The sequence below is a fragment of the Thermanaeromonas sp. DSM 22490 genome (assembly GCF_056378755.1).
This window is the reverse complement of the sequence record NZ_JBJHHE010000039.1, coordinates 1-14,344: the sequence shown is the minus strand read 5'-3', so window position 1 is coordinate 14,344 and position 14,344 is coordinate 1. Positions and strand designations below refer to the sequence as shown.

17 protein-coding genes are annotated in these 14,344 nt (G+C 45.3%); 1 reads left to right on the top strand and 16 read right to left on the bottom strand.

Going from position 1 to position 14,344, the window contains the following annotated elements; genetic code table 11:
- Nucleotides 1-304: 304 nt before the first annotated feature.
- The 6 genes from AC1BI1_RS14610 to AC1BI1_RS14585 all read right to left on the bottom strand — a co-directional run bounded on the left by AC1BI1_RS14610 (nucleotide 305) and on the right by AC1BI1_RS14585 (nucleotide 5,906).
- Complete coding sequence (locus AC1BI1_RS14610; protein WP_476718040.1) at nucleotides 305-403, bottom strand: hypothetical protein; 99 nt, start codon at nucleotides 401-403, stop codon at nucleotides 305-307.
- Nucleotides 369-737, bottom strand: a complete 369-nt coding sequence (locus AC1BI1_RS14605) for a GlcG/HbpS family heme-binding protein (protein WP_476718039.1) — start codon at nucleotides 735-737, stop codon at nucleotides 369-371. Before AC1BI1_RS14605 ends, AC1BI1_RS14610 begins: the two co-directional genes overlap by 35 nt.
- Nucleotides 737-2,140: an MFS transporter gene (locus AC1BI1_RS14600; RefSeq protein ID WP_476718038.1), complete on the bottom strand. Its 1,404-nt coding sequence runs from the start codon at nucleotides 2,138-2,140 to the stop codon at nucleotides 737-739. The genes AC1BI1_RS14605 and AC1BI1_RS14600 overlap by 1 nt, the downstream gene beginning before the upstream one ends.
- Nucleotides 2,141-2,164: 24 nt before the next feature.
- Complete coding sequence (locus AC1BI1_RS14595; protein WP_476718037.1) at nucleotides 2,165-4,255, bottom strand: aldehyde ferredoxin oxidoreductase C-terminal domain-containing protein; 2,091 nt, start codon at nucleotides 4,253-4,255, stop codon at nucleotides 2,165-2,167.
- Nucleotides 4,256-4,478: 223 nt separating this feature from the next.
- Nucleotides 4,479-4,748 carry an LUD domain-containing protein gene (locus AC1BI1_RS14590; RefSeq protein ID WP_476718036.1) on the bottom strand — a complete coding sequence of 90 codons (270 nt, stop codon included), beginning with the start codon at nucleotides 4,746-4,748 and terminating at the stop codon, nucleotides 4,479-4,481.
- Nucleotides 4,749-4,955: 207 nt separating this feature from the next.
- Nucleotides 4,956-5,906: a LysR substrate-binding domain-containing protein gene (locus tag AC1BI1_RS14585; protein ID WP_476718035.1), complete on the bottom strand. Its 951-nt coding sequence runs from the start codon at nucleotides 5,904-5,906 to the stop codon at nucleotides 4,956-4,958.
- A 116-nt stretch (nucleotides 5,907-6,022) separates the two neighbouring features.
- Between AC1BI1_RS14585 and AC1BI1_RS14580 the strand changes: the two genes are divergently transcribed.
- Nucleotides 6,023-6,292 (top strand): TSUP family transporter, encoded by a 270-nt coding sequence (locus AC1BI1_RS14580; protein ID WP_476718034.1) that lies wholly within the window; start codon nucleotides 6,023-6,025, stop codon nucleotides 6,290-6,292.
- A 66-nt stretch (nucleotides 6,293-6,358) separates the two neighbouring features.
- On the opposite strand, the gene AC1BI1_RS14575 is transcribed toward AC1BI1_RS14580, so the two are convergent.
- From AC1BI1_RS14575 to AC1BI1_RS14530, 10 genes are read right to left on the bottom strand one after another with little or no spacing between them, the layout of a single operon-like run.
- Nucleotides 6,359-6,550, bottom strand: a complete 192-nt coding sequence (locus tag AC1BI1_RS14575; protein ID WP_476718033.1) for a LysR family transcriptional regulator — start codon at nucleotides 6,548-6,550, stop codon at nucleotides 6,359-6,361.
- Nucleotides 6,551-6,569: 19 nt separating this feature from the next.
- Entirely contained in the window at nucleotides 6,570-7,229 is a 660-nt protein-coding gene (locus AC1BI1_RS14570) for a lactate utilization protein (protein ID WP_476718032.1), read from the bottom strand.
- A 12-nt stretch (nucleotides 7,230-7,241) separates the two neighbouring features.
- Entirely contained in the window at nucleotides 7,242-8,129 is an 888-nt protein-coding gene (locus AC1BI1_RS14565) for a carbon-nitrogen hydrolase family protein (protein ID WP_476718031.1), read from the bottom strand.
- Nucleotides 8,126-8,824: a cyclase family protein gene (locus AC1BI1_RS14560; protein WP_476718030.1), complete on the bottom strand. Its 699-nt coding sequence runs from the start codon at nucleotides 8,822-8,824 to the stop codon at nucleotides 8,126-8,128. Before AC1BI1_RS14560 ends, AC1BI1_RS14565 begins: the two co-directional genes overlap by 4 nt.
- 6 nt (nucleotides 8,825-8,830) lie before the next feature.
- Entirely contained in the window at nucleotides 8,831-9,061 is a 231-nt protein-coding gene (locus AC1BI1_RS14555) for a 4Fe-4S dicluster domain-containing protein (protein WP_476718029.1), read from the bottom strand.
- Nucleotides 9,058-10,686 (bottom strand): FAD-dependent oxidoreductase, encoded by a 1,629-nt coding sequence (locus AC1BI1_RS14550; RefSeq protein WP_476718028.1) that lies wholly within the window; start codon nucleotides 10,684-10,686, stop codon nucleotides 9,058-9,060. The genes AC1BI1_RS14555 and AC1BI1_RS14550 overlap by 4 nt, the downstream gene beginning before the upstream one ends.
- Nucleotides 10,687-10,718: 32 nt before the next feature.
- Nucleotides 10,719-11,228 (bottom strand): 3-isopropylmalate dehydratase small subunit, encoded by a 510-nt coding sequence (locus AC1BI1_RS14545; RefSeq protein WP_476718027.1) that lies wholly within the window; start codon nucleotides 11,226-11,228, stop codon nucleotides 10,719-10,721.
- Between the two features lie 19 nt (nucleotides 11,229-11,247).
- On the bottom strand, nucleotides 11,248-12,513 hold the full coding sequence (locus AC1BI1_RS14540) for a 3-isopropylmalate dehydratase large subunit (RefSeq protein ID WP_476718026.1): 1,266 nt from the start codon (nucleotides 12,511-12,513) through the stop codon (nucleotides 11,248-11,250).
- Between the two features lie 27 nt (nucleotides 12,514-12,540).
- Nucleotides 12,541-14,037: a tripartite tricarboxylate transporter permease gene (locus AC1BI1_RS14535; protein ID WP_476718025.1), complete on the bottom strand. Its 1,497-nt coding sequence runs from the start codon at nucleotides 14,035-14,037 to the stop codon at nucleotides 12,541-12,543.
- A 15-nt stretch (nucleotides 14,038-14,052) separates the two neighbouring features.
- Nucleotides 14,053-14,250 (bottom strand): tripartite tricarboxylate transporter TctB family protein, encoded by a 198-nt coding sequence (locus AC1BI1_RS14530; RefSeq protein WP_476718024.1) that lies wholly within the window; start codon nucleotides 14,248-14,250, stop codon nucleotides 14,053-14,055.
- Nucleotides 14,251-14,344 lie beyond the last annotated feature (94 nt).

The following is a 14,344-nucleotide window of genomic DNA, read 5'->3' as shown; positions in this document are numbered from 1 at the left end:
TGGAGGAACAAAATTTACATATGGTGACACTCAGTACTTCTTGCCAGGGAAAGGGAAGTGTGGGGTCATAGAAGTTATTGGAAGATATAAATTAACTAAAAGTCAAATCCTCAATAAAAACAAAAACCTGGCCAACAATTCATTAAAGCAATAGAGTTTTATAATCACGTTATACTCCGGTCATTCGGCCAGGTATTTTAAACACAATTTAGATTTTTGGTTTAAAAGTTCTCTTTAGTTATTACTAGTTATTACTTGACACTCTCTGAAACCACCATGTGTAATCAAATCATTTCAAGCTTTCCTAAAGCTCTTTAGCACTTTCTAACAGCGTAGTCGCTCCAAGTTCGGCAAGTTCATGGTCTTTTTCAGGTAATCTTCCACTTACGCCAACACCACCTATTAATGTACCATCCGATAATACTAGCTTTACCCCCCCCTGGAAATAAGGTGATTCTTTCGTCAGTATAATAGATAGCATTACGCCCCGCTTTTCTTAACTTATCTTCTAAGACTATCGTATCTTGATGCGTCCTAGCGGAAGTATAAGCTTTATTGATAGCAATATTAATACTTCTTAAAGGAGCTCCATCCATTCGCTTAAAGACCACCAAATCGCCTCGCTCATCTACTACCGCTACGCAAATAGGTTCACCACCGTCATTTGCAGCTGATCTAATAATGGTATCTACTACATATTCAGCTTCTGACAAATCAATAGTCTTGATGGTTCTCATTATGCTCCCACCCCTTTAAGAGTTTTTTCTTCGGAAATAGCTTCTAAAGTTTTTCCTTTAGTTTCTTCCCCGAGAATAGCAACTGCAAGAGCTCCTATTATCGCCATTGTTGCAATGAAAATAAAGCTGCCATTCACTCCAACTCTATCTAATAGGAATGCCATATAATATGGCGCCAGAGCTCCACCAAATAACCTACCTATACCTTCAGTTAAAGCTACTCCTGTAGCTCTGATTCTAGTTGGATATTGTTCTGCAGTATAAATTTTTTGTGCAGGATTTACTCCGATGCCAAAAAATGACAATATCATACCATAAAGCAAGAGGTGACTAATTGTCTGCACTCTACCAAACATGAGAGCGCCAATTGCAGCTATGAGTGCAAAAGAAACAATTACAGGCTTTCTTCCAAACCGTTCAACAGCCCAGGCCTCGAAGAATTTACCAGGTATAGAAGCCCCCATTATAATGGCTGAAAATCCAAAGGACGCGGCATAAGCAAATCCTTGTTTAGCAAAAACTGAAGGCATATATGTCATAATTGCATAGAACATAAATAAGATGGTTGGGAACTGAATCCAGCACATTATTGTACGTTTTAAATACCGGGAACTCCATATTTCCCCTATTGGGACTTTATCCTTAACGATCTTTACAGGAGAAAAGTGTTCAACTACAGGTAAAGGTTTCCCAGTACGCTGTTCAATTTCTTTTTCAATTTTACTTAGGATTTCTTCAGCTTCTTGGAACTTACCCTTAACTTCAAGCCACCTTGGCGATTCAGGTAAGTAGCGGTTCAATAGAATACTATAAAGTATAGGTAAACCTCCAAGTGCAAACATTATCCTCCATCCCACTGTGTCTCCTATGGGTATGATTATCATACCTAACAATGGTGCAACAAAGTATCCTAATGACAAAAACGAATCCATTAATCCTGCTAGTGCTCCTCTTACCCGCGATGGTGTAAGCTCACTAATAAGGCCATAGGGAAGAGGGAAGACACATCCCATACCCAATCCAGCCAAAAACCGAACAACAGCTAATGTAATCCATGAACTCGCGAATGCACCTAAGAGAGTAATTCCAGAATACCAAATCATGCCATAAACCATTAAACGTTTTCTTCCAATTCTGTCAGCTAGATGTCCTAGAAGTGTTACACCAACAACAATCCCTATAGTGGAAGCTATTGCAAGCAACCCTTTCTCCGAAGGGGTAAGCTCCCATATTCGACTCAAAGGTACAAGAACCACCCCAATTATACCAATATCAAAGGCCTCCATAAGCCAAGCTAATGCCGCCAATAATACAAAGCGATACTGTACCCACGTCATTGGTAAGCGTTCTATACGTTCAGAAGCTCCTATTCCCCTTTGTTCTATAGCAGCATGACTAAACATTAACAACGACCTCCCCTTAACAATTTATCCTCCCCCAATTACGCTAAATATTTCGATTTGGTCTCCATTATTTAAGGCTCTATTAAAATCTGCCTCTAAAGAACCATTAATTACAATACATCCAACTTCCACTTCTGAAATCTTAAGTTGTTTTAAGATATCTTTGATAGGGGTTTTAGGTGAGATATGAAGGATTTCAATAGGGTTAGTTCTAGACCATGCAAGATGGCCATGAATGATAACATTAACTTGAATTTTTTCTGTTATTTTTATTCTCTCAGAGAGTTCAGTTAACCCTAATCTGTTAATGGTTTCTCTCAAGGGAACGCCTTCCTCAGTCCACCCTCTTAGCTTGTAATATTCATTTAACATCTTTCCAAGGTTGGGAATAGTATTTGCTGCTCTTCCAGTTTTGCGACTATCGATTAAAACACGAGGTGATAATATATCATCTTTTCTGCTTATCCCAAGACTGTTATTCATTATTCGTCTAAGATTAAAAAACCGTTCGCCCATTTTAAGTAGCTCTTCTATCCCTATCTCGTGCCCTGTTACTGACCAAATTAATTTCGTTAACATTTTTGGTCCCACTTGAGCTCGTAACAAAAATTTGCACAACCCTAATGCATTATATAAGCTTAAATAATTTTGCATCTTAATAACTAGTTCTGCCTTCTTATTACAGCTATGAGGTTCAAAAGTGATATCAAATCCCAGATTTTCCCCCTTAAAAGCACCTCCTTCTACATAATAAGGCAAAGCTTCTAAATGGCATGCCCCCCGGTTTGCCGTAGCATATCCCAAAGCTGAACCTGTAAATGCACGCGGATCGTGATAAGCCATCTCCAATCCTTTACACTCTACCAAATATTCATGGATCATCCCCCCAATACTTTGAGCAATCCTTTTGCCACCCTCACCCAAGATTTTTCCGATACCGCGGCGATTGGCTATATCCAAAACAAGATTCGCTATTCCTTCGCCATCACCCCATGCGGTAAGTTCTTCACCACAAAAAGCCACCCCTTTTTCTTTTGCTTCTATGGCCAAGGCAATCACAGAAGAAGTCGACATCGTATCTAATCCATATCTATTACATAAGTCATTACAAGCCGCAATCCAATCCATATCATCTACAAGAAGCATGGAACCGAAACCTGCTACTGTCTCATATTCTGGACCATGACTTAAAGTACCCGCATATGGTCCCTTCCGTAACTTAACAATCTTACTACAACGAATTGGGCAAGAAAAACAGCCACTATGTTTTTCTACTATCTCTTTTGCCATCGCCTGTCCAGAAACCTTAGCCGCTCCTTCTACCCAAGAACCCAATTGCCAATTTTTAATAGGTAAATCTCCTGTAGCTTCACAACTTTGAACACCACCCGCGGTACCAAACTCTCGAAGACCCTCTGTGTAGGTATCTATATTTTGTTTAATTTCTTTTAAACATTGCTGAAGAGCTATAAAATCATGTATAGAAGGTTTTCTGTTGCCACGTACCGCTATAGCTTTTAATTTTTTCGCCCCCATTACTGCACCCATCCCGGTACGGCCAGCTGCCCTTGCCTCATCACCGCCTGCTATAATTGCCGCAAACCGTACCAAATTTTCTCCAGCCGGGCCTATAGCTATTACTTCAGCTCTTTTATCAGTTTTGTCTTTAATTATTTGGTTGGTTTCAAATGTGTCCTTGCCCCAAAGATCATTAGCCGGAATTATCTCAACGTTTTCTTCATCAATCCATAAGAACACTGGAGAATCGGCAGCTCCTTTAATAATAATCCCATCATATCCTGCCCACTTTAATTCTTTAGCCCAAAAACCACCTACAGTGGATTCACTCCATAAACCGGTAAGTGGTGATTTAGCGCAAACTGAAGCTTTACAAGCAGTAAATACCGGACACCCTGTTAACAACCCTGGCATAAATATCAATGGATTCTCAGGGCTTAATGGCTCCACGTGTAGGTTGGTCTCATTTAACCACAAGACAGCTGCTAAGGGACTACCTCCAAGAAATTGCTTATATAATAAATCGTCTATTGTTTCTTTGCTGATTTCACTTCTGGTTAAATCTACTTTCAGTATTCTACCATTAATATTATTCATATTGCATCAGAGCCTCCCCTATGTCTCTTACCCCAATCGCCCCTCCATTAGTATATACATATATCAAATTTTGTCATTGTTTATTATAGCTTGCTAGCAGTCTTCATGTAAAATTGTTTAAATTTATATGCCTATCAAAAAATAATATGAAAGACAAAGATGTTATTCTTGCCTTTGCCTAAAATCCTTTTCTCCTTTACAATTCATACTCCGTAGTATCTATTTAATAACCTAGCTCTTCCCCCACTAGAATAAGATTAAAGTCTGGGTTGCCTTTAGGGCACATCTCTGTCACCACAGTGACCCGGCAGGATTTATCTGCCAAATTGCACTCGACACAATAGCCGGCTACTGCACAAGCCTTGCCCCAGTTGCGGCGGTGAGAGTTTAAAGGAGTAGCTACATTTTTAATGCGCGTCAGGCCTGCTTCAATATCCTTTACGATTTTATTCACCCCAACTACCACGATAGTGCGCTTAGGCCCAAAAATCATGGCTGCTACCCGGTTGCCAGTAAAGTCAGTATTTATTAGCTGTCCATCCAGGGTAACGGCTTACACCCGCTCAAAAACACATTGCAGGTAAGCTGGCGCCGCCGTATTTCCAAGTCTTCTTTCGGGGTGATACCGGGAACCCAGCGATTATACACTTTATGTCCCCTCGACCCTAATTCCTCTACTATCCCCACCTCACGTATGGCTCTAAAAGATACTCGAGACCAGTCCGGTATCGCACTCGTCTTGTGTTCCTAGATACGTAAAAAGGCGCTCTTTGTTCTGGCGGCAGAATTTAAGAAATTCCTTGGTTAAGGCATGGATACCATGACTAGGGTAAACAAGGTTAATGCTGCGGGCGAGGGATAACCCTTCAATTTTAACTTTAGCCAGGAGCCCGACGTTTACTTCTGGGGCTACTACCCATTCTGAAAGGACTGAAACACCAAAATTCAATTCCACCCATTTTTTGATAGCTGTATGGCTATTAAGCTCAATAAAAATATTCAGTTTATCCGGGTCAAAACCCGCCTCCTTTAAGGCCTTTTCCCAGTACTGGCGCGAGCTAGAACCAGCTTCCCTTAAAATAAACCTCTCTTCAAAAAGCTCTGCCGGGCTAACGCTTCCCCGCTTAGCCCAGGGATGGCCGGCATTTACAACTAAAACTAGGTTATCAATTAACCACCTCTCGCAGGTAATGTTCCTATTTTCACAATCGCCCGCAACAAGAATGAGATTACACTTCCCCTCCAAAAGGCACTGGTATACTTCTTCCCTGTTACCTACTCTCACTACAACCTCGACTTCTGGAAATTCGGTTTTAAAAAGGCCAATAACGTGTGGTAAAATAATTTCAGCAACGGTATAAGTAGCACCGATGCACAGGCGGCCCCGCAGGATCCCTCCTAGCTCTTTTAGCGTAAGTTGGGCCTGTTGGTAAAGGGTAATGATCTGCTTGGCATATTCGTAAAGTATTTTCCCGGCCGGAGTGACTTCAACAGATTTGGTATCGCGGTTTAGCAGTTTAACCCCATAATATTTCTCCAAATTGCGTATTTGGGTTGTGACAGCAGGCTGGGTTATATGGAGTTCCCGGGCAGCGAGGGAAAAGCTCTTTTTTTCCACCACAGTGACAAAGGTAAGGAGCTGGCAATCCATTTATAGGATCACCTCTATAATTTTTCATAAATATAATCTTATAATTCGCTATTCTCCAGCCGTTTCCTGCTTTAAAAGTGAGGGGTGACAGAACTATGCATAACCTTTAAGCCTGGATGACCGCTTCCCTGGCCGTCTCTACAGCCGGAGCTTTACAGGGCATAACCGTTTTCGGCTTTGCCTTGATCGCCGTGCCCCTTTTATTATTGGTTTTCGCTGCCCGCACTGCTATAGCCCTAAATCTCTTAATTTCTTTCTGCACCCAGTTGGCTTTAAGCTTGAGGGTACGGCAAGGTATTGTAAAGCCGCTGCTTATATTAACCTTTTCCAGGGAAGCCTCCTGGATTTGCCCTTCGGGTTGTACATATTTCTGCATTTTGGTGTAAGGACACCCAAAATTACCATTGGCATCTTAACGATAGGTTTAGCCCTACTTTTGCTGTGAATAAACATCAAAATAGCTCGGCTGGCCACCAGTAATATTGTTTTTGAATACTCAAGGGGTGCAGACGCACCTCATAATATCTTTCCAAATTATGTATTTGGGCGGTAACGGCCGGTTGAGTGAGATTCAGTTCCCTGGCCGCAAGAGAAAAATTCTTCTTCTCCACTACGGTTATAAAAGTAAATAGCCGAAAATCCACCAATACCACCTCTGCTCTCTCAATAACCCAGCTCTGTTCCTACCAGGATAACGTAGAAATCAGGACTACCTTTAGGGCACATCTCAATAATAGTGGTCACCCGGCAGGATTTGTCGGGCAAATTGCATTCCACGCAGTACCCAGCCACGGCGCAAGCCTTACCCCAACCGCGGCGGTAGGAGTTCAGAGGGGTAGCTATATTCCTGATCCGTTCCATAGCAGCTTCAATGTTTTTTACGATCTTGTTGATTCCAGCCACCACGATAATACGTTGAGGACCAAAGATCATGGCTGCTACCCGGTTTCCAGTAAAATCAGTATTCACCATATGCCCATCTAAGGTAATAGCGTTGCAGCCGGTAAGAAATACATCGCAAGTGAGCTGTCGTCGCCGGATTTTCAAGTCCTCCTCGGGAGTTATACCCGGAACCCAGTGGTCGTACACCTCATGTCCCTTGGCTTTAAGCTCTTCCACCAGACCAAGTTCCCTGAGGGTAACCGAACCGCCGATACCCACGCTAGCTCCCTCGGGAATGAGACCCAACACCAGATCCCGAGCTTCCTCCGGCGTAGCCACGTATTCCGCCTTAAAGCCCCTTTTTTCTAAATTGTCTTTGACCTTATGTCCTAGCCTTCCGTTGTGCCAGGCCTTGGCCTGGGCAAATTTTCCTAACGTCACCATTACCACCCCTTAAGGATTATTTCGATACTCGCACCCCTCTTTCCTGCATAAAAACTCATAAAATTCAGGGCAACGTACCAAGGCCCACGGAAAATCATGCCGGGCTTCCTCTACCGTATCCAGATCAATAGTAGCCAGTACTACTTCATCACCCTGGGTCTTAGCAATGGCCAAAATTTCACCCTTGGGAGAAACCACAGCACTTCCGCCTATAAACTCTACTCCTTCCTCTTCCCCTGCCTTATTAGCAGCCACTATGTAACATCCGTTTTCGCAGGCGCGCACTTGCAAGAGAGACCTCCAAAGGCATCTGCGGTTTTCCTGCCCATAAGTGGGAGAATTGCTGGGCAAGCAAATGATTTCGGCTCCCTGCAGGGCAAGTATACGGAAACCCTCCGGAAAATGGCGGTCATAACAGATCTGTATCCCTACCCTAACCCCACATACCTCAAAAACAGGAAAACCTAAGTTGCCACAGGTAAAATATTGATCTTCATAGTTGCGCACCTGCCCCCGCTTATCAGGTACGCTTCGCGGAATATGTACCTTACGGTATTTTCCCCTTACCGTACCCTCGCCGTCGATTACCAGCGCGCTGTTAAAGCCTTTGCTAAACCCACTTTTTTCTGCATAAGGTAGGACCAAAGACATGTTATATTTGCGAACTAAATTAATCAGTTCGCCTGCCTGAGGAAAATCCTCAAAATACTGCTGATAATCAATAGCCCGGGGCGGTTTTTTGGGAAAATACGGAGTAAAAGCAAGTTCAGGAAAGCATGCGAGTTTGGCTCCCTGTTCTCCCGCGTAAGTCAGGAGTTTAATCATGCGCTCAAGAGTCAAGGTGCGCACCTCTGAAGAAGGGCCCATCTGGATAGCAGCTACTGTTAGCAGACTCATATTTTATCACCATCAGGTGGTAAAGGTTTGGCTACAACCCGTGCCGGAGCGCCTCCTGCTGCTTTAAGTTTAAGGGGCAAGCATAGTAATTCAAATACCGAACTGGGAATCATCTCAAGGTTAGTCAAATTTTCTAAGATCACTATTCCCGCACCGAGCAGGGTTTCATGGACCGGCGCAGACGCAGGCGCAGGTACAGTGGCTCCTTGACCTAAAGCATCGGGGGGAAAATCAAGTCCTACCAGGGTAATACCTGTTTCTGCCAGCCAGCGAGCTGCTTCTACCGACAAGTTCACATTCCCGCGATAATAAGCCTCGGTACCATACATGCTAGCCCAACCGCTTCTTATCAGGAGGCGCTGGCCTTCAAGACATTTTATCTCTATTCCCTTCAATGCCTCCTCCAGATCTTGGAGCTTTAAGCTATACCTAGGCTGGCATTTCGTGCTTAAGTCCAGCAAAACCGCAGGGCCACATAACCGCTTTAAGTCTATTTGATCTATACAATTTCCTTCTTTAAAAAAGTGATAAGGTGCATCTACATGCGTACCTACGTGGATGCTCATTTGTAAACAAGCATTGGAACGGCCATGGGTTTCATGATAGTGAAAGGGTATCAGTTGTGTTTTGGGATGGCCCGGGAGTTCGCCAAAGCCCTCACAAATGGGCCATGATAGGGCAACAAGCCAGCTCATCTTTGATTACCCCCTCGGCAAAAAGCTACCATATACATTAGCGGGGACAAAAGCCCGTTCGGGTAAAACAATTATGGCATTGGCCGGACATTCTAGTTCACATAAATAACAGCACTGGCAATCTAAAGAATAAACGATTTGAGGTTTGCCTTCTTTTTCGCGCAAGACATCCATAGGGCAAAATTCGACGCAGCGCAGACATCCGGTACAGCGCGTATAATCAATCTTGTCGATCATGCTGTACTTCCCACCTTACCGCTATTTCGCCAGAGTCCTGTTGTATTGCTACCAACCACTTTATCCATTTGGGGATCTCTCTCCGGATACTCTTCACGATAATGTCCTCCTCTGCTCTCCTTACGGGCCAATGCGCTCAGGAGAGTCCCTTCAGCACACGTAGCCGCGCTCACCGCCTCATACCACAGCATTAATTCATGCGGATCTTGAGCACCTATTTCAGTTAACAGCTCTTTTTTACATTGGCGCACAAGCTTTAGCGCATCCTTAAGCCTGTTCTCATGCCGGATAAGACTGACATCTACTCTCCCCATTAGATCTCCTAGGAAAAACAGGACTTCACGCGGTCTGCGGTAACTACAGCGATACAAAGGCTCCAGCACTCTTCTCTTAACTTGCTCCAACAGCTCTTTATTTACCCCTGAATTTGGGCTGCTCAAGCCATATTGAGCAGCAGATTTTCCCGCAGTGGAACCTGTGAAGTTTGCCCAGGCCAAGCTAATGCCCGAGATGCCCACACACGCTCCTGTAACCAGCCCTTTGGCTGCATTATCCCCGGCGGCGAAAAGCCCTTCTACTGAACTTTGAGCACAAGAATCTATGAATACCCCTGCTCCTGCAGCATTAGAAGTTCCTGTAAAGGCGGGAATAACCTCCTCTTTTTGTTGCCGGAGATCGACACCTGCACGTTCAAGTAGCCGCATAAGGTTGGGCATCAATTTTCCTACTAACTCCCATTCCTCAAAATCTCCTAAATCCAAATATAGGGGACCTTTTCCTGCCCGCACTTCTTCAGCCATTATCCTTATTACTTCATTCCCCACTGCCCGGTGGCCCAAACTAATTCCTCTAGTAAGAAGAAAGGCTTCGCTTAACCGATTTACGAATTTTCCTCCATGGGCCATAAACTTTGACTGTCCATAAGTGGGAAAGCGAAGTAAACTTATATTATAATGATTCCCATATTCCATGTAGGCAAGTTTAGCACCAGCATTCACGGCCATTCTCAGCCCTTCCCCGGCCACCACGTGTTGGCCAAAAAACGGCCCTCGATAACTACAACCGCCGGTGGCCAGAACTACGGCCGGAGCTAAAACCGCCCAAAAGTCGCCTGAGCGCACATGAAACCCGACTACTCCTATGGATTTTCCTTCGTTTATCAGAACCTCCTGTACTGCCACACGGTCAAAAATCTTTACTCCCAATTCGCTGCAGTACTTGCGCAACCTTTTCTGCCATTCCAGCATCGGCGCCAAAACGCATTTTACTACCGGCCCTCTCCCCGAACGCCTCACCCATTTTCCGTTCTCATCGGTTTCCAGGGGAAAACCCGCTGCTACCAAATCTTTTATCATACGATAATTTTCCTCAAAGAACCGCACTAGCCACCCCTTGTCATTTAGGCCCTCACCGGCCTGTAAATAAGCATCAACCCAGCCATCAAGTTCATCCTCTGGGGGAAGCCAAGACAGGATGTCTCCCGCGGCAAAAGCGGTAGGCCCGCTGGTCCCGGCCCTAGCCTTGTCCAAAAGTATCACTTCTGCACCTTCCTGGGCAGCGCACCAGGCTGCCATGATTCCTGCCAGACCACCACCTATCACGACAACGTCTGCTTGCAGCAACATAAATTTTTTGCCTCCCCAAATATTGGGCTTCCTTAACTTTGATTCGAAAGCAAAATGCAAGTAGTATAAGGTATAATGCCACCGCTTCTCAATATATCCAGCATTACCTCAGGTAACGGGATAAAGTCGAGCTTTGCCTTTTTGCTAAAGTTAGTTACATAGCCTTGCAGTAAATTTACTTCTATCAAATCTCCTTCTTCCACCACACTCGTTATCCCTGGCACTATCACTGCAGCCATTCCCACGTTAAAGGCGTTGCGAAAGAAAATGCGGGAAAAGGACTCGGCCAGCACTGCCGCAACCCCGGCAAACTTTAACGCCTTAGCCGCATGTTCCCGACTGGAACCATAGCCAAAATTTTTCCCCGCTACTACTATATCCCCGGGTTTAATTTTCTCGGCCAGCCCCTGTCGAATGGCCTCCATAACATGCCTGGCCAGTTCCTTAGGGTCGGTAAGTGTCAGGTATTGTCCGGGCAAGATTTGTCCAGTATCCACATTGTCCTCAAATTTCCACGCTCTGCCCCGAAAAATTAAATCCATCATTTCACCTTCCCACTATCTATATATACCTTCGTGGGTCCACAATTTTCCCGGCCAAAGCTGAAGCCGCCACCGTAGCCGCATTCCCCAAATAAATCTTGGCTGAAAGGGCTCCAAGCCTAGCTTTAAAATTACGACTCCCGGTAGTAATACACGTTTCTCCTTCGCTTAAAGCCCCCATACCGTAGGCTCCACAGGGTCCACAGCAGGGATAGCTTACTATAGCACCGGCGCGGACAAAAATCTCCAGCAACCCTTCCCGGCAAGCGCGCAGCCAAAGTTCTCTGGTAGCCGGGACTATAAGCAACCGCACTTCCGGAGGAATACTTTTGCCTTCCAGAACGCGGGCCGCCACCACCAAATCCTCATATCTCCCGTTAGTACAGGTACCGATTACAGCCTGGTTAATAGCTATCCCTTCTTTTTCTGCTTCTTCTGCGGAGCGCACACAATCGGGAGAAAAAGGCTCGGCCACTAGGGGTACTAGGGAAGATAAATCAACCCTGATTTCCGAAGCATATTCAGCATCATACGTCAAATCATTAGTCAAATTCTCATAAGAACTACCAACCCGTCCCTTTAAATAGGCTTCAGTTATTTCGTCGGGTGCAAACAAGGCGTTCTTGGCCCCCATTTCCAGGGCCATATTGCATAAGCTGAAGCGGCTGTCCATACTAAGCCCGCGTACTCCCTGACCTTGAAATTCAACTGCCATATAATTAAGGCCACCAGCACCTACCTGGCGAAGCAAAAGAAGCGCTATATCCTTACCAAAAACACCTGCTTTAAGCCGGCCTTCGAGTTCAACCTTGACTGTCTGTGGGACTCTAAGCCATATCCTGCCCCGCGCCCTGACACAGGCCATTTCGCTCGAGCCAATACCCGTGGCAAAAGCGCTTAAAGCTCCTGCAGTGGTCGTATGAGAATCAGTGGCTACAAACACCATACCGGGTCGCACATGCCCATGTTCCACCACCACGTCATGACAAATACCCCAGCCGCCATCGTAAAAGTACTTTATTCTTTGTTCCCGCGCAAAGGTGCGCATAAGTCGATGATTTTCAGCAGATTGGGATGTCTGGGAGGGGGTACGGTGATCAATTACCATAACAATTTTTTCGGGGTTCCACACGTGCTTTACAGGGAGCTTTTTAAATTCTTGAATGGTCATGGGTCCCTGGTGGTCGTGGATCATGGTAAGATCTACTTCTACTTCGACGATCTCGCCCGCCTTAATCCGCGGCCTCCCTGCTGCCCGCGCCAGAATTTTTTCAGTTAACGTCATAGCTTCTCATAGCCTCCTAAGACTTTTCTACCCCGAAACTGCCTTGCTTCTCCTTGCCAAAATAGCGGGAGAAATGAGGGCCAGGATGATTAAGAGCACAAGGATTACACTTAAGGGCCGATTTAAGATGTAGCCGACCACCGAACCTTGGGCCAGAATGAGGGATTGACGAAAGCCTTTTTCCGCCATAGGACCTAAAATTAATCCCAGCACCATGGGGGCAGGATGAAAACCATTTTTACGCATCAAATAACCGATTAACCCGAATATGAGCATAATCCATACATCGTAAATGTTATTACCTAATGAATACGAGCCTATCACGGTAAGGGTCACTATAATCGCAGCCAATATTGCACTGGGTAAGTTACTCAGCCTCACCGCATAGCGGCACACCAGCATGCCTATTACGGCCATAAGAATGTTGGCCATAATAAAACCGACAATCACAGTATAGGTAATTCCTGCATACTGGGTAAAAAGCTCACGTCCGGGCACCAGGCCGTGCATAACCAGAGCTCCTAGAAGTATAGCCGCCGTCGCACTGCCAGGAATACCCAGGGTCAACAGAGGAATCATAGAACCTCCACAAACAGCGTTATTAGCAGCCTCCGAAGCAGCGACTCCCTCAATAGCGCCGCGCCCGAACTTTTCGGGAGATTGGGAAAAACGCTTAGCTTCGTTATAGCTCACCCAAGAGGCAATATCTCCCCCTGCTCCCGGCAATATGCCAATAATAATGCCTATAATAGACGAACGCAAAATGGTACTTTTAATTTCTTTTAGCTCCGCCCAGGTGGGGAAGAAGCGCCAGTCGCTCATAGGTACAACCTCTGCGCCTTGACCAGAGGAAACTTCCTCTACCATAAAAAGCACCTGAGAAAGGGCAAAAAGCCCGATCATGGCGGGTACAAAGGAAATACCTGAATGCAAAGGTAGTAGCCCGAAGGTAAAACGGGGAAAGCCGGAATCCACATCCATACCCACCGTTCCCAGCAGCAGTCCCAGGGTTCCGGAGATAAGCCCTTTTACCAGAGAGCCTGAGGCAATCCCACCTATGGTGGTCAAACCAAAAACCGCCAGCAGAAAGTACTCCGGTGGACCAAACTTTAAGGAAAGTAGAGAAAGGGGCGGGGCAAGAAACAAGAGCGCTACGGCTCCAGATAATCCTCCTATAGCTGAAGACCAGGTAGAAATGCGGATAGCGGTACCCGCCCTCCCCTGCTTGGTCAGTTCAAAGCCATCAATGGCCGTAGCCGCCGAGGCAGAGGTGCCCGGGGTATGAAAAAGAATAGCTGTAATGCTCCCCCCGTATATGGCTGCGGTATATAGCGCCATGAGCATAAGCAAAGCCGTATCAGCATCTAAAACAAAGGTAATTGGTAGTAGCAAAGCCACACCCATATTGGCCTGCAACCCCGGTAAGGAACCGACCATTAAACCGGACAATATGCCAGCTATCATAGCTACCAGATTTTTTAAGGAAAAAACTTTAATAAGAACCATTAAAAATCCCGCTTCCACCAAATATTCCCTCCTTCAAAACACCAAACCGGGCGGCAGGGGTACATGCAATAGCTTTACGAAAAGTAGATAATAGAATACTGCAACACCAAGAGTGACTAGCATACAGGTGCTCCAGCGACGCATTCCCAGGTAAACCACAAAAAAGAGCATAAATGCAACAGTAGTAACAAAAAATCCAAGGAACGAAATTAAAAACACATATCCTGCCACAAGGGCAAAACTGTAGAAAGGTAACCGTCAAATATAACCCACTTTTTGCCCTTACGTAAGATAAGAATAAAGAACCCCCACCGATTTCTGAGAT